Origin of the sequence: Pseudoxanthomonas winnipegensis, from assembly GCF_004283755.1 — a bacterium.
Classification (GTDB): Bacteria; Pseudomonadota; Gammaproteobacteria; order Xanthomonadales; family Xanthomonadaceae; genus Pseudoxanthomonas_A; species Pseudoxanthomonas_A winnipegensis.
Genome location: NZ_SHMH01000002.1, coordinates 398,211 through 420,559 on the forward strand (window position 1 = coordinate 398,211; position 22,349 = coordinate 420,559).

Below are 22,349 nucleotides of genomic sequence, written 5' to 3' on the forward strand. Positions count from 1 at the left end.
GTTACTCCCAGACGGTCTGCTTGCGGCCGCGCAGCACGATGTCGAAGCGATAGCCCAGCGCGTACTCGTTCTGCGTGGTCTCCCAGTCGAAGGCCGAGACCATGCGCGCCTTGGCCTGCGGATCGGGCACGCAGTTGTAGATCGGGTCGAAGGCCAACAGCGGATCGCCCGGGAAGTACATCTGCGTGACCAGGCGCTGGCCGATGCCTGCGCCATGCAGCGAGAAGTGGATATGCGCCGGGCGCCAGGCGTTGTAGTGGTTGCGCCACGGATAGGCGCCGGGCTTGACCGTCTTGAAGCGGTAGTGGCCGTGCGCGTCGGTCAGGACCTGGCCGGTGCCCTTGAAGTTGGGGTCCAGCGGCGCGTCGTGCTGGTCGCCGGCGTGCAGGTAGCGGCCGGCGGCATTGCACTGCCAGACCTCGACCACGGTGTTGCGCACCGGCTTGCCGTTCTCGTCCAGCACGCGGCCGGAGACGATGATGCGCTCGCCCAGCGGCTCGCCCGCAAAGCCCGCGGTCAGGTCGGCCGCATGCTCGCCCAGGGTGAGGCGGTCCAGCGTGGGGCCGGTCACTTCCGAGAGCGTCACCGGGATGGCGATGGGGTCGCTGCCCACGCCGCGCAGCACCGTGGAGGCGTAGGGCGGGTGGATGTAGGGCGGTTGCGAGCCGGGGTATGGCTTGCGGTAACCGGAAAGGGGGGAATCGCGCATCGCGGGCTCCGTTGGCTGGGCGACACCGAGGCGCCGCTGTTGCTTCATGTAGAGCGGAGCTTGCTCCGCTGCTGTTGCCGTTGCTGTTGTTGCTGTTGCTGTTGCTGTTGCTGTTGTTGATTTTGCTTCACGCCAAAGACGTGCAGGTGTTCAGCTCGTTGGGAAGGCCCCAGCGGAGTCCCCAAAAGGGGATTGCCACAAGCTCCGCTCTACAGGACGGGGCGATGCTCGGGGAAGGCCTCAGCGGAGTCCCCAAAAGGGGATTGCCACAAGCTCCGCTCTACGAGGCAGAACGATCCTCGGGCCACTCAAACCCGCTCGATCGCCAGCGCCACGCCCTGACCCACGCCGATGCACATGGTCGCAAGTCCGCGGCGGCCGCCGCTGGCCTCGAGCTGGCGCAGCAGGGTCAGGGCGATGCGCGCGCCGCTCATGCCCAGCGGATGGCCCAGGGCGATCGCCCCGCCGTTGGCATTGACGTGGGCGGCATCGTCGGCCACGCCGAGTTCGCGCAGGCAGGCCAGGCCCTGGGCGGCGAAGGCCTCGTTGAGTTCGATCGCATCGAAGTCGCCGATGGACAGGCCCAGGCGCGCCATCAGCCTGCGCGTGGCCGGCACCGGGCCCATGCCCATGTAGGCCGGCTCCACGCCGGCGCTGGCGAAGCCCAGCACCCGTGCGCGCGGGGTCAGGCCCAGCGCCTGCACCTGCTCGGCGCTGGCCAGCAGCAGCGCGGCGGCGCCGTCGTTGATACCCGAGGCGTTGCCGGCGGTGACCGTGCCGGGCTGGCGGAAGATCGGCTTGAGCTTGGCCAGGCCCTCGAGCGTGGTGTCGGCGCGCGGATGCTCGTCCACGCCGACCTCGGTGGTCTCGCCGCGCTTCCTGCCCGGGACGGTGACCGGCGTGATCTCGCCCTCGAAGAAGCCGGCGGCCTGCGCGGCGGCGGTGCGCTGCTGGCTGCGCAGGGCGAAGGCGTCCTGGTCCTCGCGCGAGATGCCGTAGCGCGCGGTCACGTTCTCGGCGGTCTCGCCCATCAGGTCCACGCCGTAGAGCTGCTTCATCTTCGGGTTGATAAAGCGCCAGCCCATGGTGGTGTCTTCGATCTGCTGGTTGCGGGCGAAGGCGCTCTCGGCCTTGCCCATCACCCATGGCGCGCGCGACATCGACTCCACGCCGCCTGCGATGGCCAGGCCCAGCTCGCCGGCGCGGATGCCGCGGGCGACGGTGCCGATGGCATCCAGGCCCGAACCGCACAGGCGGTTGACCGTGCTGCCCGGCACGCTGACCGGCAGGCCGGCCAGCAGTAGGCTCATGCGCGCCACGTTGCGGTTGTCCTCGCCGGCCTGGTTGGCGCAGCCCAGATAGACGTCCTCGATCGCGGCCGGATCGAGGTCGGGGTGGCGCGCCAGCAGCGCCGCCAGCGGCACCGCGCCCAGGTCGTCGGCGCGCACGCCGCTCAGGATGCCGCCGTAGCGGCCCACGGGCGTGCGGATGCCATCGACGATGAAGACTTCACTCATGCGCTTGCTCCGTTCAGTGCGCCAGGGTCAGGCCGGTCAGGCGCTGCAGTTCCTCGATGGACAGGCCATCGACCAGTTCGACCACGCGCGCCCCGTCGGGGCCGAGGTCGAACACGCCTAGGTCGCTGTAGACCCGGCTGACGCAGCGCAGGCCGGTCAGCGGATAGCTGCATTCGGCGACCAGCTTGCTCTCGCCGGTCTTGGTCAGCAGATCCATCATCACGTAGGTCTGCTTGGCGCCGATGGCCAGGTCCATCGCACCGCCGACGGCGGGGATGGCGTCGGGCGCGCCGGTGCTCCAGTTGGCCAGGTCGCCATGCTGGGAGACCTGGAAGGCGCCCAGCACGCAGATGTCCAGGTGGCCGCCGCGCATCATCGCGAACGAATCGGCGTGGTGGAAATAGCAGCCGCCGGTCAGCAGCGTCACCGGCTGCTTGCCGGCGTTGATCAGGTCCGGATCCTCCTGGCCCGGCGCGGGCGCCGGTCCCATGCCGAGCAGGCCGTTCTCGCTCTGCAGGAAGATCTCCTTGTCCGCCGGCAGGTAGTTGGCCACCTGGGTGGGCAGGCCGATGCCCAGGTTCACGTAGGCGCCCTCGGGGATGTCGCGCGCCACGCGCGCGGCCATCTGCTCGCGGGTCATGCGCTGGTAGCCGCTCATGCGCGGGCCTCCGCGTGGCCGACCGCGACCACGCGCTGGACGAAGATGCCGGGGGTGACGACGGCTTCGGGATCGAGCCCGCCGAGTTCGACCACCTCGTGGACCTGGGCGATGGTGCACTTGGCCGCCATGGCCATCAGCGGGCCGAAGTTGCGCGCGGTCTTGCGGTACACCAGGTTGCCCCAGCGATCGCCGCGGTGCGCCTTGATCAGCGCGACGTCGGCGTGGATCGGGTACTCGAGCACGTAGTGCCTGCCGTCGATCTCGCGGGTTTCCTTGCCGGCGGCCAGTTCGGTGCCGTAGCCGGTCGGGGTGAAGATGGCGCCCAGCCCGTTGCCGGCGGCGTGGATGCGCGCGGCCAGGTTGCCCTGCGGCACCAGCTCCAGTTCGATCTCGCCGGCGCGGTAGGCCGCATCGAAATGCTGCGAGTCGCTCTGCCGCGGGAACGAGCACACGATCCTGCGCACGCGCTTGTGCTTGATCAGCGCCGCCAGGCCGGTCTCGCCGTTGCCGGCGTTGTTGTTGACGATGGTCAGCTCGCGCGCGCCGTGTTCGATCAGCGCCTCGATCAGCGCGTCGGGCATGCCGGCCGTGCCGAAGCCGCCGATCATCACCGTGGCGCCGTCGCGGATATCGGCCACCGCCGCCGCGCACGAGGGCAGGGTCTTGTCGATCATGGCATCACCGCGCCGCCGCCGGCCGCGCGCGCTTGGGCAATCAGGGACATCGAAGTCGCATCCTCTCGCTTGGACAGTCCGCGCGCGCAAGCCGCGCGGGCCGTCAAGGTGGACCGCGCGAAAAACCGCGTCAATCCGAATATCGGTTTTAAGTTCGTTATTCGCACAAACTGGACCAAAGTCGAATCCCTCGCCTGGGCCGGCATCCGCGCGTCCGCGCCGGAGCTCAGCGCGCCGGCTGCAGACGCATCGTCAGTACCGCGGCAATGGCCACCAGCAGCGGCAGGGCCAGCACGTAGTACAGGTTGGCCGGCTGCCAGCCGGCGTCGACCAGCACGCCGACGGTCATCGGCGAGAGGATCGCGCCGACGCGGCCGATGCCGATCGCCCAGCCCAGGCCGGTGGTGCGCACGGTCGGCTCGAACACGATCGGCGCCACCGCGTACAGGCCGGCCATCGAGCCGAACAGCGCGGCGCCGATCACGAAGGCCACCGGGAAGGCCAACTGCAGCTGCGTGCCCAGCGAGGCGAACACCACCATGCCCAGCGCGGCGATCAGGAAGCTGGTCGCGGTCAGCCGCGGCAGGGCGAAGCGCGCGGCCAGCCAGCCGAACAAGGCCCCGCCGATGATGCCGCCCAGGTTCAGCAGCACCCCGCCGGTGACGCCCTGCTCGGCCGACAGCCCGGCCTGCACCAGCAGCTTGGGCGTCCAGCTCAGCACGAAGTAGAAGGCGAACATGTGCATGAAGAAGCCCAGCGCGATCAGCACGCTGTTGCGGCGCAGGCGCGGCGTGAACAGCGCCGCGTAGCCCGCCTTCTCCGGCGCCGGCGGCACCGGCGGCAGCGCGTCCAGCTTCGGGGCACGCATGCGCGCCAGCAGCGCGTTGAGCCGGGCCAGCGCGTCGGGCGGGCGCCGGCTGAGCAGGAAGTCCAGCGACTCTGGCAGCAGCGCCAGCACCACCGGGATGCACAGCAGCGAGGCAAGCGCGCCGAAGAAGAACGCCGCGTGCCAGCCCCAGCGCTCCAGCAGCACCGTGGCGATCAGCCCGCCCAGCGTGGCGCCGATGGGATAGCCGGTGGCCTGCAGCGCCACCGCGGTGCTGCGCCACTTGGGGCTGGCGTATTCGGCGGTGATCACGCCCACGCCGGCGAGCATGCCGCCGATGCCCAGGCCGGTGAACACGCGCAGCCCGGCCAGCTGCCAGGCATTGCGCGCCAGGCCGGACAGCGCCATGCCCACGGTCAGGATCACCAGGCACCACAGGATCATCGCGCGCCGGCCGTAGCGATCGGCCAGCGGCGCCAGCACCAGCGAACCGGCGGCCATGCCGACCAGGCCGGCGCTGAGCATCAGCCCGAGCTCCTTGCCGCTCAGGCCCCAGTCGGCCGACACGTGCGGCGCGGCGAAGGCCATCACCATCACATCGAAGCCATCGAGCATGTTGAGCAATACGCAGATGGCGATGGCCAGCCACTGGAACGGGCTCATCGACTGCAGCGTGAGCGGGGGCGGGGCGAGGGAAGACTGGGACATGGCGTTCCTTGGCGGGTGTGACGGGCGCGCTTGGATGCGGGCGGACACGGACCGGCGGATGGCGGGCGCCAGTGGCGCGAAAGGCGTTCTACGCTAGTTTTCGGGAGGCTGCGGGATCAAGTACGAATATCGCCTGATCGTTCGGTATTCGGTCATTTCGTACTAGACATCCGTCTAATACCCAGGGGCCTCGATCTGGCGCTCGCGGCATGGCCGGGGCGGATGCCGCGAGAGAAGGCGGGCCTCGGTTGCGTTGGGACGCCCCGACGCCGATGCCGGCTTTGGTCTGCCCGACAGGCTGCGCGAGCGCGGACTGCCGTCCGTCGAGTCCCGAGCGCGATGCTGCGATGCAGCGTGCGTGACGCCCTCCGTATGTATACAAAAATCACCGTCGAGGCCCAGCGTCTGCATCGAAGAAGTGGCGGAAATCCGGATTGATGGACGATTCCGCCGGTGACCATCGACAAAGCTACCCTCCATGTATACAGGAGTCCGCCATGTCCACTGCCGCCCCGCGGTTCCCACTCAATGCCTGGTACGCCGTCGCCTGGGACCATGAAGTCCGGCACGCGCTGCTGCCGCGCAAGTTCTGCAATCTCGATGTCGTCCTCTACCGCACCCAGGCCGGCCGCCTGGTGGCGCTGGAAGACGCCTGCTGGCATCGCCTGGTGCCGCTGTCGATGGGACGGCTGCGCGGCGATGACGTGGTCTGCGGCTACCACGGCTTGGTCTACGACGCCCGTGGCCGCTGCGTGCACATGCCCTCGCAGGAGACGATCAACCCTTCCGCCTGCGTGCGCGCCTTCCCGGTGGCCGAGCGGCACCGCTACGTCTGGGTCTGGCCAGGCGATCCCGCGCTGGCCGATCCGGCGCTGATTCCGGATTTGCACTGGAACAGCGACCCGCAGTGGGCCGGCGACGGCCGCACCATCCAGGTCAAGTGCGACTACCGCCTCGTGCTGGACAACCTGATGGACCTGACCCACGAGACCTTCGTGCACGGTTCGAGCATCGGCCAGGACGAAGTGGCCGAGTCGCCGTTCCAGGTCACCCATGGCGAGCGCACCGTGACGGTGTCGCGCTGGATGCGCGATATCGATGCACCGCCGTTCTGGGCGCGCCAGATCGAGCATGCATTGGGCTACCGCGGCAAGGTCGACCGCTGGCAGATCATCCGCTTCGAGGCGCCGTGCACCATCGCCATCGATGTGGGCGTGGCCATCGCCGGCAGCGGCGCGCCCGAGGGCGACCGCAGCCAGGGCGTCAACGGCTACGTGCTCAACACCATCACGCCCGAGACGGACACCACCTGCCACTACTTCTGGGCCTTCATGCGCAACCACTCGCTGCACGAGCAGTCGATGACCACGCTGCTGCGCGAGGGCGTGAGCGGGGTGTTCGGCGAGGACGAGGCGGTGCTGGAGGCGCAGCAGCGCGCGATCGACGCGCATCCGGACCACGCCTTCTACAACCTCAACGTCGATGCCGGCGGCATGTGGGCGCGGCAGCTGATCGAACGCATGGTCGCGCGCGAGCAACGCGGCCACGCGCTCGACCTGCGCCTGGTCGGCTGAAGGCGCGCCTGCCGTGTCCGCCTCCACGCCCTTCCGCTCCAGCGCCGCGCAGACCACGCGCGCGCTGCTGGAACTGCGCGACCTGATCCTCGGCGGCGAACTGGCCGCCGGCGAGCGCCTGTCCGAGCTGGCCGTGGTCGAACGCCTCGGCGTCTCGCGCACGCCGGTGCGCGCGGCCCTGCAGCGCCTGTGCGAGGAGGGCCTGGCCACGGCCCTGCCCGGCGGCGGCTATGCGGTGGCCGCCTTCAGCGAGCGCGAGGTCGACGACGCGATCGAACTGCGCGGCACGCTGGAGGGCCTGGCGGCGCGGCTGGCGGCCGAGCGCGGCGCCAGCCAGGCCCAGCTCGACGCGGCTTATGCGCTGCTGGCGCGGATCGATGCGGTGCTGGACTCGGCGCTGACCGAGGACGACTTCGCCGACTACGTGCAGCACAACGAGCAGCTGCATGCGCTGCTGATCGCAATGGCCGGCAGCGCGCTGCTCGCGCGCGAGTTCGCCCGCACCGTGCAGCTGCCGTTCGCCTCGCCCAATGGCTTCGTGATGGCCCAGGCGGTCGCCCCCGAGGCGCGCCTGATCCTGACCCTGGCCCAGGACCAGCACCGCCAGGTGGTCCAGGCTATCGCCCAGCGCCAGGGCGCGCGCGCCGAAGCCCTGATGCGCGAACACGCGCGCCTGGCCCAGCGCAACTTCCACCACGCGCTGCGCGACCAGCATGCGATCGACCGGGTGCCCGGCAACGCGCTGATCCGCCGCCAGCCGCCGTCCACCTCGTAGCGCGTCGTCGCGTCGCGGCCAGCGTCGCGCGGCGCTCGAACGCACTCTTCCCATCGCAATCGGAGCCCTGCCATGCGCAAGGACAACCAGTGGTCCCCGCTCCGCGTCGTCGCCGTCGCCGATGCCTGCGACGGCGTGCGCGAACTCCTGCTCGACCCCGGCGAACACGCGCGCGCCTTCGAGGTCGGCAGTCATCTCGACTTCCGGCTGCCGCTGGAGGGGCGCGAGGACATCCGCTCGTACTCGCTGGTCGGCGAGCCGCGTGCCGATGGGCGCTACCGGATCGCGGTGCGGGCGATGCCCGACAGTCGCGGCGGTTCGCGCTACATGTGGACCCTGCGGCCGGGCGATACGGTGCAGGCCTCGGCGCCGAGCAACAACTTCGCGCTCGATGACGGGGCCGAGGAGATCCTGCTGGTCGCCGGCGGGATCGGCATCACCCCGATCCTGGGCATGGCCCAGCGCCTGGCGCGCCGGCATCCTGCGTTCCGCCTGCTGTATGCCGGACGCCACGCGGGCGCGATGGCCTACCTGGACGAGCTGCATGCCTGCCTGGGTGAGCGCCTGCAGCTGCACTGCAGCGACGCACAGGGCGCGCCGGATCTGGACGCGCAGATCGCCGGCCTGGGCAGCAACGCCGAGATCTACGTGTGCGGTCCCTTGGCCATGCTCGAAGCGGTGCGTAAGGCCTGGCACGCCGCGGGCCGTTCGCGCGCACGCCTGCATTTCGAGACCTTCGGCAACAGCGGCAACGCGCCGGCGCGGCCGTTCGTGGTCAAGCTGCCTGCGCTGGACATGGAGGTGCCCGTGGCCGGCAATCAATCCATGCTCGACGCGCTGGAGGCGGCTGGCGTGGCGATGATGTCCGACTGCCGACGCGGCGAATGCGGCCTGTGCCAGGTCGAGGTGATCGAGGCAGGCGAAGGCCTGGACCACCGCGACGTCTTCCTCAGCGACGCCCAGCGCCAGGCCAGCCAGACCGTCTGCGCCTGCGTCTCGCGCGCACTCGGCGCCAGCATCAGCATCGACACCGGCTACCGGCGCGACGCGCTGTAGGGGCGCGTGCGCTGCCCCCTCCCTTTGGCCGCAGGCCAAGGGGAGCTCGAAGTCGCGGCTAGCGACTGAGGGGGAGGGGTGCTCTTCGCGGCAAAGCTTGAGGAGCGAAAAGCACCCCCTCCCAACCTCCCCCTTTCGCTACGCGAAAAGGGGAGGGGCGTGGCTTGCGGGTTGCTTCCTCAGGCGGTGAACGTTGTTGCTCCCTCCCTTTGGCCGCAGGTCAAGGGGAGGGCTGGGGAGGGGTGCTCTTCGCGGGAAGGGTTGAGAAGCGGAAAAGCACCCCCTCCCAACCTCCCCCTTCGCTGCGCGAAAGGGGAGGGGCGGGTCTTGCGGGGATGATGGTTTCTCGACTGCCGTTCTTGGGGTTGAACGCGGCTTCTAGCCGCCAGCTGTAGCGCTGACCGCCTCGACCGCCTCAGCCACCTCAAGCGTCGCCGCGGCCGCAGGCAGTTCCAGCGGCAAACCGGCGTAGTTCTCGGCGATGGTGTCGCGGCCGCTTGGGCTGGCCAGCAGATAGTCCAGTTCGGCCTCGTGCAGGCGGCGGTCGAAGGCGTCCTCGCTGGGGAACCGGTGCAGCATCGTGGTCATCCACCAGGAAAAGCGCACCGCCTTCCACACGCGCTTGAGCGCCAGTTCCGAGTAGCGCAGCAGGGGTGCGCTGCTGCCGTCGCGCGTGGCCTGGGCGAACAGCGCCGCCAGCAGGCCGACGTCGCCGGCGGCCAGGTTCAGGCCCTTGGCGCCGGTGGGCGGCACGATATGCGCCGCATCGCCGGCCAGGAACAGGCGCCCGTACTGCATCGGCTCGACCACGTAGCTGCGCAGCGGCGCGATGCTCTTCTCGATCGAGGGCCCGGTCGTCAGGCGCGCGGCCACCTCCGCGGGCAGGCGCGCGCGCAGTTCTTCCCAGAAGCGCGCGTCCGGCCAGTCCTCGACCCGCTCGCCCGCAGGCACCTGCACGTAGTAGCGCGTGCGCGTGGCCGAGCGCATCGAACATAGCGCGAAGCCGCGCGTGTGGCGCGCATAGATCAGCTCCTCGTTCACCGGGGGCGTGTCGGCCAGCACGCCGAGCCAGCCGAAGGGATACACGCGCTCGTACTCGCGCAGCACGCCGGCGGGAATCGCGGCGCGGCTGACGCCGTGGAAGCCGTCGCAGCCGACGATGTAGTCGCAGTCCAGGCGCACGCGCTGGCCCTGGTGCAGGTATTCGACCCAGGGGCGCGTGCCGTCCAGGTCGTGCAGGGTCGCGTCCTCGGCCTCGTAGACGGTGACCGCACCAGCGTCGGCGCGCGCCTGCATCAGGTCGCGGGTGACTTCGGTCTGGCCGTAGATGGTGACCGCGCCATGGCCGCCGTGGCCGCGCAGGTCGATACGCTCGCGGCGTTCGCCCAGCACCAGCTCGAAGCCGTGGTGGACGATGCCCTCGGTGCGCAGGCGCGCGTCGGCGCCGGCCTGCCTGAGCAGTTCCACGGTGCCCTGCTCGAGCACGCCGGCGCGGATGCGCGAGAGCACGTACTGCGGCGAGCGCCGTTCCAGCACGATGTTGTCGATGCCCTGGCGCAGCAGCAGCTGACCGAGCAGCAGGCCGGCGGGGCCTGCGCCGATGATGGCCACGGTCGTCTTCATTCGCCCTCCCGAGCGTGCATGGCGGTACTTTTCCTGCATTGTTTTTCGCAGGCGTGCCGAATCCAATGGACTAACCGCGCCAGTTCATGCACTTTTCGCAGATGGCCGAGAAGACCGTCCGCCCCGCCGTCGTACCCGCCTTCGGCCTGTATGGCGAGCGCGGCGGCAGCGCGCCCACCGATGCCCTGCACTGGGAGTCCATCCCCGCGCGCAGCCGTCTGCACGACTGGCACATCCGTCCGCATCGCCATCACGACCTGTCCCAGCTGCTGTACGTGCAGCGCGGTCCGGCCGGCGTGCAGATCGATGGCGAGGTGCGTCGCATCGCCCGGGCCACGCTGGTGTGGATGCCGCCGCTGCATGTGCATGGCTTCGAGTTCCATGCGCGCATCCGCGGTCACATCGTCACCCTGTCCCCGGCGCTGCTGGCGCACTGGACGGCGCAGTGGCCCGAGCTGGCCGCCGCCCTGGCGCGGCCGGCCTGTCTGGAGGTGGGCCATGACCGCCCGCAGCTGGACGCCTGCTTCGCCGCGATCGCCGGCGAGCATGCGCATGGCCGCGAAGGACGCGGGGCGATGCTGCACGCGCTGGCCGGCCAGCTGCTGGTCTGGGCCGCGCGCCGCTGCCTGCACCAGCGCCAGGCCCTGCCCGATGCCGAGCAGGCACGCGGCGCCGCGCACGTGCGCGCGTTCCTGGGCCTGCTGGATCAGCACTACCGCGAGCACTGGCCGCTGCAGCGCTACGCTGAACAGCTCGGCCTCAGCGCAGGCCATCTGGGCCTGCTGTGCCGGCAGTTCGCCGATGCCACGCCGCTGGAGTTGGTGCAGCGGCGGGTGATGCTCGAGGCGCGGCGCAGCCTGGTCTACACCGCGATGAGCGTGCAGCAGATCGCCGCCTGGCTGGGCTTCGCCGATGCGGCGTACTTCAGCCGCTACTTCAGCCGCAACGCCGGCTGTTCGCCGAACGCGTTCCGTCGCGCCCGGCAAGGCACCGGCGCGGCGTCGTGACCGCGCCAGCGCGCGCCGTCGGCGCCAGCGTAGATCGCGCTCCACGCAAGCCATGCAAGCGCCGAGCGCGACGGCCGCTAGGCCAGATGCTGGCGCAGGAAGTCGCCGCTGCGCACGATGGCCTGCGCAGCGGCCGGGACCGCGCCGGCCATCTCGATGAAGCCGTGCACCATGCCGGGCAGTTCGACGTACTCCACCGGCACGCCCGCCGCCCTTAGCGCCTCGGCGTACAGGCGGCCGTCGTCGAGGAGCGGATCGCACTCGGCGGTGAACACCAGCGCGGGCGGCAGTCCGGAGAAATCCGTCGCCTGCAGCGGCGAGAGCCGCACATCGCGCGGGTCCAGGCCCGAGGACAGGAACGGGCCGGACATGGCCTGCATCAGCTCCAGCGTCAACGGCGGCACCGCGCCGTTCCTGCGCCGGGACGGGAACGCATCGCCGGCGGAGGACAGCTCGGTCCCCGGGTAGATCAGCACCTGCGCACGCAGGGCCACCGCGCTGCCGCGCAGCGCGTGGCAGGCCATCGCGGCCAGGCCGCCGCCTGCGCTGTCGCCGGCGACTGCAAGGCGCGCCGGATCCAGGCCGAGCTCGGCGGCATGCGCCGCCAGCCAGCGGATGGCCGCCAGCACATCCTCCGGGCCGGCCGGCGCCGGATACTCCGGGGCCAGCCGGTAGTCCACCGCGATCACCGTACAGCCGGCGGCCTGCGCCAGGCGCCGGCACACCTTGTCGTGGCTGTCCAGGTCGCCCAGGATCCAGCCGCCGCCATGCAGGTAGACGACGGCCGCCGACGGCGCCGTGGCACCCGTGGGCAGATAGCGCCGCAGCGGGATCGGCCCCAGCGGCCCGTCGGCCTGGAAGTCGCGCACGTCCGACATCGGCCACGCATCGCCGCCGAGCATCGTGGTGATCTCGCGATAGGCCGCGCGCATCGCCGGTGGCGGCAAGGTGTGCAGCGGCGGCTTGCCGTCCACGGCGGCGGCGATGGTCGCCAGCGCCTGGAGCACATCGGGCGCCAGGCGCGAGGGGTCGAAGGGATCTGCTTGCATCGCGTGCTCCAACGCTGGGGTCGGGTGGAAAGGGGGGGCGAGTGGCGGGCTCAGTCGATCAGCATCAGCGCGTCCAGGGCGACCAGGCCCTGGCCTTGCGGATACAGCACCACCGGATTGAGGTCGATCTCGGTGACCCGCGGGCTGCCGCGCAGCAACGCGCCCAGCTTCACCACCAGCGCGGCCAGCGCGGCGGTGTCCAGCGCCGGTGCGCCGCGATGGCCGTGCAGCAGGGCAGCGGCCTTGAGCAGGTCCAGCTCGCGCTGCACCGCCGCGGCGGTGAGGTCGGCCGGCAGCAGCCGCACATCGTGCAGGACCTCGGCGGTGACCCCACCGAAGCCGACCAGGATCACCGGGCCCCACTGCGGGTCCTGGCGCGCGCCGACGATCATCTCCAGCCCGCGCGCGCCCATGGCTTCCACCAGGACGCCGTCCACCGCGACGCCGGGCGCGTGCGTGGCCAGGTTCGCCTGCAGCCGGGCCCAGCCCTGCGCCAGGGCCTGCGCATCGCCCAGGCCCAGGATCACCCCGCCCACATCGCTCTTGTGGCTCAGCTGCGGCGATTGCACCTTCAGCGCGACCGGCCAGCCGATGCGCTCGGCCACCTCCTGCGCCTGCTCCAGCGTGGTGGCCAGTTCGCCTCGGGCGAACGGCACGCCATGCGGGGCGAGCAGCGCCTTGGCCTGGTACTCCGGAATCACTCCGCCACCGGCAGGCAGGGACAGCTCGACCGGTGCCGTGGGGTCCTGCGCGAAATCGCACTCGGCCAGCGCCGCCAGGCGCTGGATCGCCCGCAGCGCGCGCTCGGTGCTGGGGAAGTAGGGGATGCCCAGCGCGCGCAGCTCGGCGATGGATTCCGTCGGCACCTGCGCGCCTTCGTCCAGGCCGGCGAAGATGACCGGGGTGTCCGGGCGCCGCTCGCGCATCGCGCGCAAAACCGGCGGCAGCTTGATCGCGCAGGTCACCGGATCGGTCTGGATCAGGCCCAGCAGGATCGAGGAGAAGCGCGCATCGTCGAACAGCGCCAGCAGCGTGCGCGTGTACAGGTCCGGATCGACCAGACCCTGCGCGGTGAGATCCAGCGGATTGCTGACCGCCACGAACGGCGGCAGCGCCGCACGCAGCGCCGGCGAATCGGCATCGTCGATCACCGGCAAGGCCAGTCCCAGTTCCTCGCACAGGTCCAGGCACAGCGCCTTGAACGCGCCGGACTCGCCCACGATCGCGGTGCCGGCGGCCGGCAGGCGTGGGCAGCGCAGGGCGATCTCGGCGATGTCGCCCAGTTCCTCCAGCGTCTCGGCCAGCACCACCCCGGCGCGTTCGACCAGGGTGCGCATCACCGCATGGTCGCCGGCCATCGCCCCGGTGTGGGTGGCCGCCGAGGCGCGCGCGGCGCTGCTCTTGCCCGGATGCAGCAGCACCAGGCGCTTGCCGGCCGCGCGCGCACGCGCGGCCAGAGCCAGCAGCCGGCGCGGCTGGCGGAACTGCTCGGCGATCATCGCGATCACCGGCGTGCCGGCCTGATCGATCAGGAACTCGAGATGGTCCTCCAGATGGCTGGCCGCCTCGTTGCCGGTGGAGATCGCATACGACAGGGGCAGGTGGCGGCTGGCCAGGGTGGTGTTGAGCACCGTCATCATCGCCCCGCTCTGGGAGAGGATGCCGATGGCCGGCTGCGCGCGGTTGCGGGCGGCCTGCGCCTCGCTGATGGCGACCTCGATGAAGGTCAGCGGGATGCGCTGCAGATAGTTGATGCAGCCCAGGCAGTTGGGGCCTTGCACCAGCATGCCGGCCTGCGCGGCGATCTGCGCGATCTGGCGCTGCTGGGCCTGGCCTGCCTCGCCGGCCTCGGCGAAGCCGGCCGAGAAGATCACCACCGCGCCGACCCGGCGCGTGGCCAGCGCGTGCACCGCCTCCAGCACCGCCGGCTGCGGGATCGCCAGCACCGCCACGTCCACCCCCTCGTGCAGCGCCTCGATCGAGGACAGGCACGGCCTGCCCTCGATGTCCGCACGCTTGGGATTGATCAGGTGGATGTCGCCGTCATAGCCGTTGCGCAGCAGGTTGCCCAGCACCGAGGCGCCCAGCGCCCCGGGCGTCGGCGAGGCGCCGACGATCGCGATCGAACGCGGCGACAGCAGCCGCTGCACCGGCGTGCGCGCGTCGGCGACCGGCATCGGAGTCGTGCTCATGTCCATCGTTACCCTCCCTCGACGATGGCTCAGGCGCGACGCTGCTTGGACAGGTCGTAGGCGCCCAGTCCGGGCTTGTAACTCTTCTCGTCCAGGAACTGCTTGAGGCCTTCCTTGCGGCCGTCGTCGTAGCTGTTGGCCGCCTCCTGCGCGCGCACCAGGAAGTCCTCGGCGTTGTCGTAGGTCATCTCGCGCACCCGGCGGATCGCATCCTTGGTGGCCTTCAGCGCGACCGGGTTCTTCTTGCGCAGCGCCTGCGCCACTTCGTCCACGCGCGCCTTCAGCGCGGCGGCGGGCAGGGCCTCGTTGACCAGGCCCCACTCGGCGGCGGTGCGGCCGTCGATCGGTTCGCCCAGCATCGCGTGGTACATCGCGCGGCGGAAGGAGAGCAGCTCGGCGGCGACCTTGGACGCCCCGCCACCGGGCAGGATGCCCCAGTTGATCTCCGACAGGCCGAACTTGGCCTCCTCGGCGGCGAAGGCCAGGTCGCAGGCGAACAGCGGGCCGTAGCCGCCGCCGAAGCACCAGCCGTTGACCATCGCGATGGTCGGCTTCTGGTACCAGCGCAGCCGCCGCCACCAGCCGTAGCTCTCGCGCTGGGCCTTGCGCGTGCCGGCCAGGCCGTGCGCCTCGGTGTCGCGGAAGTACTCCTGTAGGTCCATGCCGGCGGTCCAGGCGCTGCCCTCGCCGGTCAGCACCAGCACGCCGACGTCGTCGCGGAACTCCAGTTCGTCCAGCACCTCCATCATGCGGCGGTTGAGCGCCGGGCTCATGGCGTTGCGCTTGTCGGGGCGGTTGAACTTCACCCAGGCCACGCCGTCCTCGATGGTGTAGGCGACGGTCTCGTGTTCGGTGTTGCTGCTCATGTGGATACCTTTAGCGGGGGGGAGGATGGGAGTTGCCTTCTCCCACCGGGAGAAGGTGCCCCGAAGGGGCGGATGAGGGTTCGGGTGAAGCCTCGTGCGCTCGAGTCCGCGCGTCGCTTTCGCGCCGGGCCCTCACCCCTCTCCCGATGGGAGAGGGGCTTTCAAGCTCAGAACGGGTACTGCGGCACGGCGCCCTTGACCGTCACCCACTGCCAGTGGGTGTACTGCTCCCAGTCGGCCGGGCCGCCGACGCTGGTGCCGTTGCCCGAGGCGCCGGTGCCGCCGAACGGGTTGACCACCTCGTCGGCCACGGTCTGGTCGTTGATGTGCAGCAGGCCGGTCTGCAGGCGCTCGCCGATCGCCATCGCGCGCCCGACCGAGGCGGAGATCACGCCGGCCGACAGGCCGTACTCGGTGGCGTTGGCCAGTTCGATGGCCTCCTCGTCGTGGTCGAAGGGGATGATGTTGGCGACCGGGCCGAACACCTCTTCCTCGAACGCGCGCATGCCCGGCCTGACGTTGGACAGCACGGTCGGCGCGTAGAACAGGCCCTCGTGCGTGCCGCCGGCCTCGACCACCGCGCCGGCCGCCACCGAGGCGTCGACGATGTCCTTGACGTTCTGCAGCTGGCGCTGGTCGATGATCGGCCCCAGCGCGACCTGGCCGGTGGCCGGGTCGCCGACCGGCAGATGGCGAGCCTTCTCGGCCAGGCGCCGGGTCAGCTCGGCGGCGATGCCGCGCTGGACCAGCACCCGGCCGGTGGCCATGCAGATCTGGCCCTGGTGGAAGTAGGCGCCGAAGGCGATGGCCGAGACCGCCTTGTCCAGGTCGGCATCGTCGAGCACGATCAGCGCGTTCTTGCCGCCCAGCTCCAGCGAGACCTTCTTCAGATGCCGGCCGGCGAGCTCGCCGATCCTGCGGCCGGCGGCGGTGGAGCCGGTGAAGGCGATCATCGGCACGCCAGGCGCCTCGACCAGGGCCTGGCCGGCGTCGGCGCCGCCGGGCAGCACGTGCAGCAGCCCTTCGGGCAGGCCGGCGGCGGCGAGCACCTCGGCGATCACGAAGCCGCCGGCATACGGCGTGCGCGGATCGGGCTTGAGCACGACCGCGTTGCCGACCGCCAGCGCCGGCGCCACCGAGCGCAGCGACAACACCAGCGGGAAATTGAACGGCGAGATCACACCGATCACGCCCAGCGGCAGCTGCCGCGCCAGGCTCAGCCGCCCCGGCACGCTGGGCAGCACCTGACCGGTGGCATGCAGCGGCATCGCCGCGGCGCGCTGCAGCAGCACGATCGCCTCGCGCACCTCGTGCTCGCCCTTGGCCAGGATGCCGCCGGTCTCGCGCGCGATCAGCGCCGCGGCCGCGGCCGCGTGTTCCTGCAGGATCGCCGCGGCGCGGTGGAAGACCGCGGCACGTTCGCGCGGGGCCGTGGCCGCCCAGCCGCGCTGGGCCGTGCGGGCGCGGGTCACGGCGGCGGTGACCTCGCTCGGGCCGGCCTTGCCGACCGTGTGCAGCGGCTTGCCGGTGCCCGGCTCGATCACCTCGAGCGTCGCGGGCGCGGCGATCCACTGGCCGTCGAACAGCTTGCCTTGCCAGGTGGCGGCGTCGGCCACGGGAGAAGCGGATTGAATGTCCATGATGCGCAGTCCAGGGGAGAAAGAGAGGGAGTTCAGATCGCGCTGGCGGCCAGGCCGCCATCGACCGGCAGGTTGACGCCGTTGATCCAGCGCGCCGCGTCGGAGGCCAGGAATACGATGGCCTCGGCGACCTCGTCGGCGTAGGCGGGGCGCTTCATCTTGCCGGCGTCGGCCTGGACGCGTTCGGGGCCGAGCATCGTCACGAAGTCGCCCAGGATCGGTGTGAACACGGGCCCGGGCGCGACGCTGTTGACGCGCACATCGTGCCGGGCGAACCAGTCCTGCGCGCGCCGCGCGGTCCACACGATCAGCGCCTCCTTGAAGTACTGGTAGCAGGTGGCCTGCGGCACCGGATGCGCCGCCAGCCAGGCCTCGCCGGCGGCGTAGTCGGGCGTCTGCGCCAGCGCGCGATGCAGGTCCACGCGCTGCGGCCATTCGGCGCCCAGGATCGAGGCGACGTTGATGATGCCGCCGCCCGGCACGATCCGCGGCAGCAGCGCCTGACTCAGATGGCGCAGGCCCAGATAGTTGACCTTGGCCACCAGTTCGACCGGCGCGGTGCCGGGCACGCCGGCGATGTTGGCCAGCGCATCGATGCGTGCGGGCAGCTTGGCGACCAGGGCATCGATCGCGGCCGGGTCGCCCAGGTCGGCCTGGTGGAAGGCCTCCAGGGTCATGCTGACCGGATTGCGGTCCACGCCGATCACGCGCGCGCCGTGGAAGCGGGCCAGCCGTGCGACTTCGCCGCCGATGCCGGAGGACACGCCGGTGACGACCAGGGTCTTGTTGTGCAGGTGCATGGGAGTGGGGTCCGGATCAGAACACGTGGATGTATTGGAAATTGACGTTGCGACCGGAGGCGGTGTTCTTCACCTCGACCGGCGCATAGAAGGTCGCGTTGAGGATGTTGCGGCGATCGAACTGCCACGACCCGCCCGGGCCGAGATAGAACTGGGTCTGCTTGGTGTCGGCCACGCGCTGGCCGTTGGTCTGGTTGTCGCGCAGCTGCCTGAGGTAGTAGCCGCTGAGGCCGAGCCGGAAGGACGGGCTGAGCGCGTAGGAAGTGGCGAAGTTCAGCCACGCCGCATCGCCGGCCTTGCCGTTGCGGAACACGAAGCCAGGCACGGGCGGTGGGTTGGACGCCTTGTCGGCGCGGAAGTTGTAGACATAGTTCAGACGCGCGCTGATCTCCCACTGCGGCGTCGGCAGCACGGTGAAGGCCCAGTTGGGAACGACCGACCAGGCACACGCGCTCTGGTTGAGATCGCGATCGCGGTCGAACTTGCCCACCGGCGCGATGGCGTCCAGCTCGAAGCGCTGGGTGAACACCGGCCGGCCACCGCGCATCACCGGCATCATCTGCAGGTAAGGGCCGAAGGTGATATCGCCCAGTCCGAATCCGTTATCGCGCAGGCGCACCGGGCTGCTGCCGGCGAAGCTGGCATCCAGGTTGACCAACGGAAGCAGCACGGTCAGTCCCAGGCGTCCCTGCCCCAGCGTGTACGGCGTGGCGTAGGCGAGCTGGGTCAGCAGCAGGCTGGAGCGGATGCGGGGATCGCGGAACAACGGCGAATCATCGCCGTCGCTGTCCTTGATCGCATCGAGCTGCGAGTAGCGCGCGTACTGGATGATGCTCAGGCCCGGATCGGTGCGGCCGAAGCCATCCAGGAAACTGGTGCCGCCGGTGTTGAGACCGCTGGTCAACTGCACGGTCTGCGGTACGGCCTGCGCCCAGGCCGGCGCGGTGGCCAGGACCAGCGCGGCGGCCAGGGGCCGACGCCAGCGGCCGGAGGCGGGGAGACGACAAACGCGGATGCGAGGACGGTTCACTGCAAGACCTCAGGTCAGGAGCTGAAGGGCCGAACGCGGGGAGGACAGCAGGGGGAGAAACAGCGGGCACGGACCGGCCGCGGCGGCAGGTCCATGGCGCGCGGCCACAACGGCGCCGCCTGTGCAGGCGCATGCGGGAGAGTGGAAGTGGACTTCGCGCCGCGCGCGCCTCACAGGCGCGCCGGTGTGGCCGGTCAGTCGAGCGCGGTCAGCGTGTCCAGCGCGCGCAGCAGCGCCCGACTCTGTGTGGCGCCCAGCGCTTGGCTGAAGCGCGACTCCATCTCCAGGATCAGCGTCTCGGCGCGGTTGAGCAGGGTCTTGCCGGCGGCGGTCAGGTGCAGGTGCTGCATGCGCCGGTCCTGCTGTCCGCGCACCTGGCGCAGCAGGCGCCGCTTGACCAGGCGCGCGATCACGATCGCCAGGTTGGGCGGAGAGACGTCGAGCACCTCGGCCAGCTGGCGCTGGTTGACGCCGCTGTTCGCATCCACCAGCACCAGCACCGAGTAATCGACCGGCTTGAGCTCGCAGGCGCTCACGCAGTCCAGGAACATCCGGCGGATACGCAGCTCGGTCCGCGTCAACCGGAAACCGAGCAGACGGGTCAAGCGGGCCTGATCGATCGGTTCGACGGTCTCGCTGTTGCCGAGGGGAGCGGGTGTACTCAAGACCGGCATGGAGGCACGCGGTGGAGGAAGCCACAGCATAACGCAGCGATGGGTCGTGCCCGCGTGCATCGGCCCGGCAGCTCGCATGCGGCCTCATGCATGCGCTCCGCTGCTGCGCAGCAGCGCGCGATAGGGTCTGGCGGCGACCATCAGGCAGAGGGCACCGATCGCTGCCGACAGGGTGCAGACCACGCCCAGGGACAGGCCCACGCGGTGTTCGTCGCCGAGAACATAGTCGGTGCCCGCCGCGACCAGGAACGGGCCCAGGCCGAGGCCGATCAGGTTGACCAGCAGCAGGTAGATCGAGGTCACCTGCCCGCGCAGCCGATTGGGCGTGACGGCCTGCAGGATCGACGGCGCCAGCGCCACCGGCATGCCCAGGAAGAACGTGGTCAGCGCGATCGCCACCAGTGCGATCGTCGGGCTCGGCGCGAAGGCGAACAGCAGGCTCGTGGCGATCAGCACCAGCGCCCCGACCAGCGAGATCAGCAGGGCCGCATCGCTGCGCCCGCGCAGCGCCAGCCGGTCGGCGAGGTAGCCGCTGAGCAGCATGCCGCCGATCCCGCAGGTCAGGATGATGACGCCGTAGACCGGACCGATCTGCCCCGGCGTCCAGCCCCATTGGCGGATGAAGGTGGCCGGCAGCCAGGCGGTGATGCCGAAGGTGATCATCGCGATCACGCCGTTGGCCAGGAACAGCGCGGCGTACACGCGCAGGTTGCTCCTGAGGTGCGACAGGTCCGGTGCGGGTGCGCTGGCCTGCTGTTCGCGCCGGGCCGGCTCGCGCACGGTGAGCATCAGCGCGATGGCCAGCAGGCCCGGCAGGGCGACGATGATGAAGGCCGCCTGCCAGGGCCGGAAGCTGCCCAGCAGCGGCAGCACCACCTCGCTGGCCTGGCTGGTGGCGGCGATCACCATGCCGCCGACGATGAAGGCCGCCGCCGAACCGATATAGACCCCGGCGGTGTACACGCTCATCGCGCGCGCGCGTTTGTGCGGCGGGAAGTAGTCGGCCAGCATCGAGTACGCGGCCGGCGACAGCGAGGCCTCGCCGACGCCGACGAACACCCGCGCCAGGAACAGGGTGAAGAAGCTGGTGACGTAGGCGCCGGCGGCGGTGGCCAGGATCCAGACCACGATGCCGATCACGATCAGGTTGCGGCGATTGCGGCGGTCGGCCACGCGTCCGAGCAGCACGCCGATGAAGGTGTAGAACACCGCGAAGGCGAACCCGTGCACGATGCTGAAAGCCGCATCGGACAGCCCCAGGTCGCGCTTGATCGGCTGCACCAGCAGGCCCAGGATCTGGCGATCGACGAAGGACAGCGTATAGGCCAGCAGCAGCACCAGGGTGACGTACCAGGCATAGACCGGCCGGTGCGCGGTGGCGCCGGGCGCGGCGGAGACGATCGGAGCGGGAGCGGCAGCGGTCATCGAATCGGTCTCCGGCGCTCAGAAGCGCAAGGTCAGGTACGGGGCGACGTAGAAGTAGTCGCGGCCTTCGCGCGTGCCCTCGCGCAGGAACGCACCGGCGCTGGTGTGATGGACATAGACATCCAGGCTGGCGAAGTCGTTGAAGCGATACTTCACCCACATCACCTTGCGCACGCCGATGTCGCGCGCCTGGTTGGCATCGCCTGGCTGCACCACGCGCCAGCCGGCCGCGTATACCCCGTCGTGCAGGCTCTGGCGCTGCAGCTTGAGCACGTACAGGTCGACCCACAGCTTGTCGCTGGGGCGCAGCACCAGCTCCGGGCCGAAGTAGCGCACGTTGGTGGTCAGCATGCTGCCGTCGAACACCGACGCGCGCGCGTACAGGCCATTGAAGGTGTTGAGCTCGCCATCGCCGGGACGCCTGTCGCCGGAGGAGGCCTCCATGCGCAGGCCGAGCCGCGGCTTCCAGGCCTGGTCGAAGCTGTAGCCGGCGAACAGGGAACCCTGCCAGGCGCGCACGCGCTGCCCGGCGAAATGGCCGCGCTGACCGATCAACTCCAGGTCGTAGTCCCAGCGCGCGTAGGTGCCGCTGAAGCGGGTCGACAGGGTCTGGCGATGGTCCTCGCCCACCACGCCGGCATAGCGCCGCCCGTTCTGGTGCGTGTCCAGATAGATCGCTTCCAGCTTCGCCGCGCCCTGCGTCCCGGTGTACAGCGGCTTCTCCACGTGCGCGCCCCACAGGCGCTGGGCATCGTCGCTGCGGTCATCGAAGCTGCCCACGCGCGTCTGCACCGGACGCCCCCACAGCAGCCCGCCGCTCAGGCCCGGCCGCTGGTAAAGCACGCGCAGCGCATCGAACGGCATCCGCGAATTGGCCGGATCGCGCGGGTCGAGCAGGCGCTGCCAGGCGTAGGCGATCTGCTGGCGGCCGGCGCGCAGCCGCCAGGTCGGCACCGCGGCGTCGCCGGACAGTTCGACGAACCCCTGTGCCAGGACCAATGCGTTGCGGTCGGTGGCCTGCACTGGCCGCGTCCGCAGTCCGGCGACGGAGCTGCTGGCCAGCTCGCCGAACAGTCTCAAGTTGGGCGTGGGTCGATAGTCGGCCCACAGACGGAAGCGTTGCTGCCAGTAGCCGTGCGGGTCGGTGGCGAAGCGCCCGAAGCCGTTGTCCTGGCGGAAGTCGTACAGCGTGCGGCTCTCGCCGCCCAGGCTCAGCCAGCCCGAGCCGACCGGGATGTACTTGAGCCGCTCCCAGCCCGTCCTGGAGACGGCGCCCAGCGCGCTGTAGTCCTCTTCGTAAGGCAACAGCTTGGCCTGCGGACCTGCCGCCTGCGCCGCGCCGGCGGCGAGCACCGCCGCCAAGCCGGAAAGGCGGCGCAGGCGCCGTGCCGATGAGACTCGTCCTGCTCCGTCCTGCACTGCCATCGATTCCCTCCCAAGGACCGGATGCCATGTACGACCGACTGCAACGAAGACCGCGCCACCATCCCGGCGAGCGCCGGATGGCAATTTGATTAATTCAAATAAAGGTTACTGGCCATAA

The 22,349-nt window shown here is 70.5% G+C and carries 19 protein-coding genes; 4 read left to right on the top strand and 15 right to left on the bottom strand.

All coding sequences use genetic code 11. From position 1 onward, the window contains the following. Position 1: 1 nt before the first annotated feature. The 5 genes from pcaH to EAT51_RS05205 form a co-directional block, all read right to left on the bottom strand. Positions 2–709: a protocatechuate 3,4-dioxygenase subunit beta gene (gene pcaH / locus EAT51_RS05185; RefSeq protein WP_130514747.1), complete on the bottom strand. Its 708-nt coding sequence runs from the start codon at positions 707–709 to the stop codon at positions 2–4. A gap of 308 nt (positions 710–1,017) precedes the next feature. Beyond that, a complete protein-coding gene (gene pcaF / locus EAT51_RS05190) occupies positions 1,018–2,226 on the bottom strand; it encodes a 3-oxoadipyl-CoA thiolase (protein ID WP_130514749.1) in 1,209 nt (402 codons plus the stop codon). Between the two features lie 13 nt (positions 2,227–2,239). Continuing rightward, on the bottom strand, positions 2,240–2,884 hold the full coding sequence (locus EAT51_RS05195; protein ID WP_130514751.1) for a 3-oxoacid CoA-transferase subunit B: 645 nt from the start codon (positions 2,882–2,884) through the stop codon (positions 2,240–2,242). Then, complete coding sequence (locus EAT51_RS05200) at positions 2,881–3,561, bottom strand: 3-oxoacid CoA-transferase subunit A (protein ID WP_130514753.1); 681 nt, start codon at positions 3,559–3,561, stop codon at positions 2,881–2,883. The genes EAT51_RS05195 and EAT51_RS05200 overlap by 4 nt, the downstream gene beginning before the upstream one ends. 226 nt (positions 3,562–3,787) lie before the next feature. Beyond that, a complete protein-coding gene (locus EAT51_RS05205; RefSeq protein ID WP_130514755.1) occupies positions 3,788–5,095 on the bottom strand; it encodes an MFS transporter in 1,308 nt (435 codons plus the stop codon). Positions 5,096–5,592: 497 nt separating this feature from the next. Between EAT51_RS05205 and EAT51_RS05210 the strand changes: the two genes are divergently transcribed. The 3 genes from EAT51_RS05210 to EAT51_RS05220 all read left to right on the top strand — a co-directional run bounded on the left by EAT51_RS05210 (position 5,593) and on the right by EAT51_RS05220 (position 8,500). Continuing rightward, positions 5,593–6,669: an aromatic ring-hydroxylating dioxygenase subunit alpha gene (locus EAT51_RS05210; protein WP_130514757.1), complete on the top strand. Its 1,077-nt coding sequence runs from the start codon at positions 5,593–5,595 to the stop codon at positions 6,667–6,669. 13 nt (positions 6,670–6,682) lie between these two features. Then, the gene (locus tag EAT51_RS05215) at positions 6,683–7,444 is read left to right on the top strand and encodes a GntR family transcriptional regulator (protein WP_130561373.1); all 762 of its coding nucleotides are present in this window, start codon (positions 6,683–6,685) and stop codon (positions 7,442–7,444) included. Positions 7,445–7,516: 72 nt separating this feature from the next. Further along, positions 7,517–8,500 (top strand): PDR/VanB family oxidoreductase, encoded by a 984-nt coding sequence (locus EAT51_RS05220; protein ID WP_130514763.1) that lies wholly within the window; start codon positions 7,517–7,519, stop codon positions 8,498–8,500. 378 nt (positions 8,501–8,878) lie between these two features. On the opposite strand, the gene pobA is transcribed toward EAT51_RS05220, so the two are convergent. Next, entirely contained in the window at positions 8,879–10,123 is a 1,245-nt protein-coding gene (pobA, locus tag EAT51_RS05225; RefSeq protein WP_130514765.1) for a 4-hydroxybenzoate 3-monooxygenase, read from the bottom strand. An 86-nt stretch (positions 10,124–10,209) separates the two neighbouring features. Between pobA and EAT51_RS05230 the strand changes: the two genes are divergently transcribed. Continuing rightward, positions 10,210–11,130 (top strand): helix-turn-helix domain-containing protein, encoded by a 921-nt coding sequence (locus EAT51_RS05230; RefSeq protein WP_130514767.1) that lies wholly within the window; start codon positions 10,210–10,212, stop codon positions 11,128–11,130. A 77-nt stretch (positions 11,131–11,207) separates the two neighbouring features. On the opposite strand, the gene EAT51_RS05235 is transcribed toward EAT51_RS05230, so the two are convergent. From EAT51_RS05235 to EAT51_RS05275, 9 genes are all read right to left on the bottom strand, one after another. Further along, the gene (locus tag EAT51_RS05235) at positions 11,208–12,179 is read right to left on the bottom strand and encodes an alpha/beta hydrolase (RefSeq protein WP_130514769.1); all 972 of its coding nucleotides are present in this window, start codon (positions 12,177–12,179) and stop codon (positions 11,208–11,210) included. Between the two features lie 50 nt (positions 12,180–12,229). Continuing rightward, positions 12,230–14,371 carry an acetate--CoA ligase family protein gene (locus EAT51_RS05240; protein WP_205953458.1) on the bottom strand — a complete coding sequence of 714 codons (2,142 nt, stop codon included), beginning with the start codon at positions 14,369–14,371 and terminating at the stop codon, positions 12,230–12,232. A gap of 29 nt (positions 14,372–14,400) precedes the next feature. Further along, complete coding sequence (locus EAT51_RS05245) at positions 14,401–15,237, bottom strand: p-hydroxycinnamoyl CoA hydratase/lyase (RefSeq protein WP_130514771.1); 837 nt, start codon at positions 15,235–15,237, stop codon at positions 14,401–14,403. Between the two features lie 167 nt (positions 15,238–15,404). Next, positions 15,405–16,877 carry a benzaldehyde dehydrogenase gene (locus EAT51_RS05250; protein WP_130514772.1) on the bottom strand — a complete coding sequence of 491 codons (1,473 nt, stop codon included), beginning with the start codon at positions 16,875–16,877 and terminating at the stop codon, positions 15,405–15,407. 32 nt (positions 16,878–16,909) lie between these two features. Beyond that, a complete protein-coding gene (locus EAT51_RS05255) occupies positions 16,910–17,677 on the bottom strand; it encodes a coniferyl-alcohol dehydrogenase (protein ID WP_130514774.1) in 768 nt (255 codons plus the stop codon). A gap of 16 nt (positions 17,678–17,693) precedes the next feature. Beyond that, on the bottom strand, positions 17,694–18,692 hold the full coding sequence (locus EAT51_RS05260; protein ID WP_425478184.1) for a SphA family protein: 999 nt from the start codon (positions 18,690–18,692) through the stop codon (positions 17,694–17,696). Between the two features lie 209 nt (positions 18,693–18,901). Then, positions 18,902–19,381 carry a MarR family winged helix-turn-helix transcriptional regulator gene (locus EAT51_RS05265; RefSeq protein WP_130514778.1) on the bottom strand — a complete coding sequence of 160 codons (480 nt, stop codon included), beginning with the start codon at positions 19,379–19,381 and terminating at the stop codon, positions 18,902–18,904. An 84-nt stretch (positions 19,382–19,465) separates the two neighbouring features. Then, positions 19,466–20,806, bottom strand: a complete 1,341-nt coding sequence (locus EAT51_RS05270; RefSeq protein ID WP_130514780.1) for a spinster family MFS transporter — start codon at positions 20,804–20,806, stop codon at positions 19,466–19,468. An 18-nt stretch (positions 20,807–20,824) separates the two neighbouring features. Continuing rightward, on the bottom strand, positions 20,825–22,159 hold the full coding sequence (locus EAT51_RS05275) for an alginate export family protein (protein ID WP_228257836.1): 1,335 nt from the start codon (positions 22,157–22,159) through the stop codon (positions 20,825–20,827). Between the last annotated feature and the right edge of the window lie 190 nt (positions 22,160–22,349).

What these genes read in the sequence shown, in the direction of transcription:
- pcaH (WP_130514747.1), bottom strand. Translation starts at nt 709, where the DNA reads ATGCGCGATTCCCCCCTTTCCGGTTACCGCAAGCCATACCCCGGCTCG.
- pcaF (WP_130514749.1), bottom strand. Translation starts at nt 2,226, where the DNA reads ATGAGTGAAGTCTTCATCGTCGATGGCATCCGCACGCCCGTGGGCCGC.
- EAT51_RS05195 (WP_130514751.1), bottom strand. Translation starts at nt 2,884, where the DNA reads ATGAGCGGCTACCAGCGCATGACCCGCGAGCAGATGGCCGCGCGCGTG.
- EAT51_RS05200 (WP_130514753.1), bottom strand. Translation starts at nt 3,561, where the DNA reads ATGATCGACAAGACCCTGCCCTCGTGCGCGGCGGCGGTGGCCGATATC.
- EAT51_RS05205 (WP_130514755.1), bottom strand. Translation starts at nt 5,095, where the DNA reads ATGTCCCAGTCTTCCCTCGCCCCGCCCCCGCTCACGCTGCAGTCGATG.
- EAT51_RS05210 (WP_130514757.1), top strand. Translation starts at nt 5,593, where the DNA reads ATGTCCACTGCCGCCCCGCGGTTCCCACTCAATGCCTGGTACGCCGTC.
- EAT51_RS05220 (WP_130514763.1), top strand. Translation starts at nt 7,517, where the DNA reads ATGCGCAAGGACAACCAGTGGTCCCCGCTCCGCGTCGTCGCCGTCGCC.
- pobA (WP_130514765.1), bottom strand. Translation starts at nt 10,123, where the DNA reads ATGAAGACGACCGTGGCCATCATCGGCGCAGGCCCCGCCGGCCTGCTG.
- EAT51_RS05230 (WP_130514767.1), top strand. Translation starts at nt 10,210, where the DNA reads ATGCACTTTTCGCAGATGGCCGAGAAGACCGTCCGCCCCGCCGTCGTA.
- EAT51_RS05235 (WP_130514769.1), bottom strand. Translation starts at nt 12,179, where the DNA reads ATGCAAGCAGATCCCTTCGACCCCTCGCGCCTGGCGCCCGATGTGCTC.
- EAT51_RS05240 (WP_205953458.1), bottom strand. Translation starts at nt 14,371, where the DNA reads ATGAGCACGACTCCGATGCCGGTCGCCGACGCGCGCACGCCGGTGCAG.
- EAT51_RS05245 (WP_130514771.1), bottom strand. Translation starts at nt 15,237, where the DNA reads ATGAGCAGCAACACCGAACACGAGACCGTCGCCTACACCATCGAGGAC.
- EAT51_RS05250 (WP_130514772.1), bottom strand. Translation starts at nt 16,877, where the DNA reads ATGGACATTCAATCCGCTTCTCCCGTGGCCGACGCCGCCACCTGGCAA.
- EAT51_RS05255 (WP_130514774.1), bottom strand. Translation starts at nt 17,677, where the DNA reads ATGCACCTGCACAACAAGACCCTGGTCGTCACCGGCGTGTCCTCCGGC.
- EAT51_RS05265 (WP_130514778.1), bottom strand. Translation starts at nt 19,381, where the DNA reads ATGCCGGTCTTGAGTACACCCGCTCCCCTCGGCAACAGCGAGACCGTC.
- EAT51_RS05270 (WP_130514780.1), bottom strand. Translation starts at nt 20,806, where the DNA reads ATGACCGCTGCCGCTCCCGCTCCGATCGTCTCCGCCGCGCCCGGCGCC.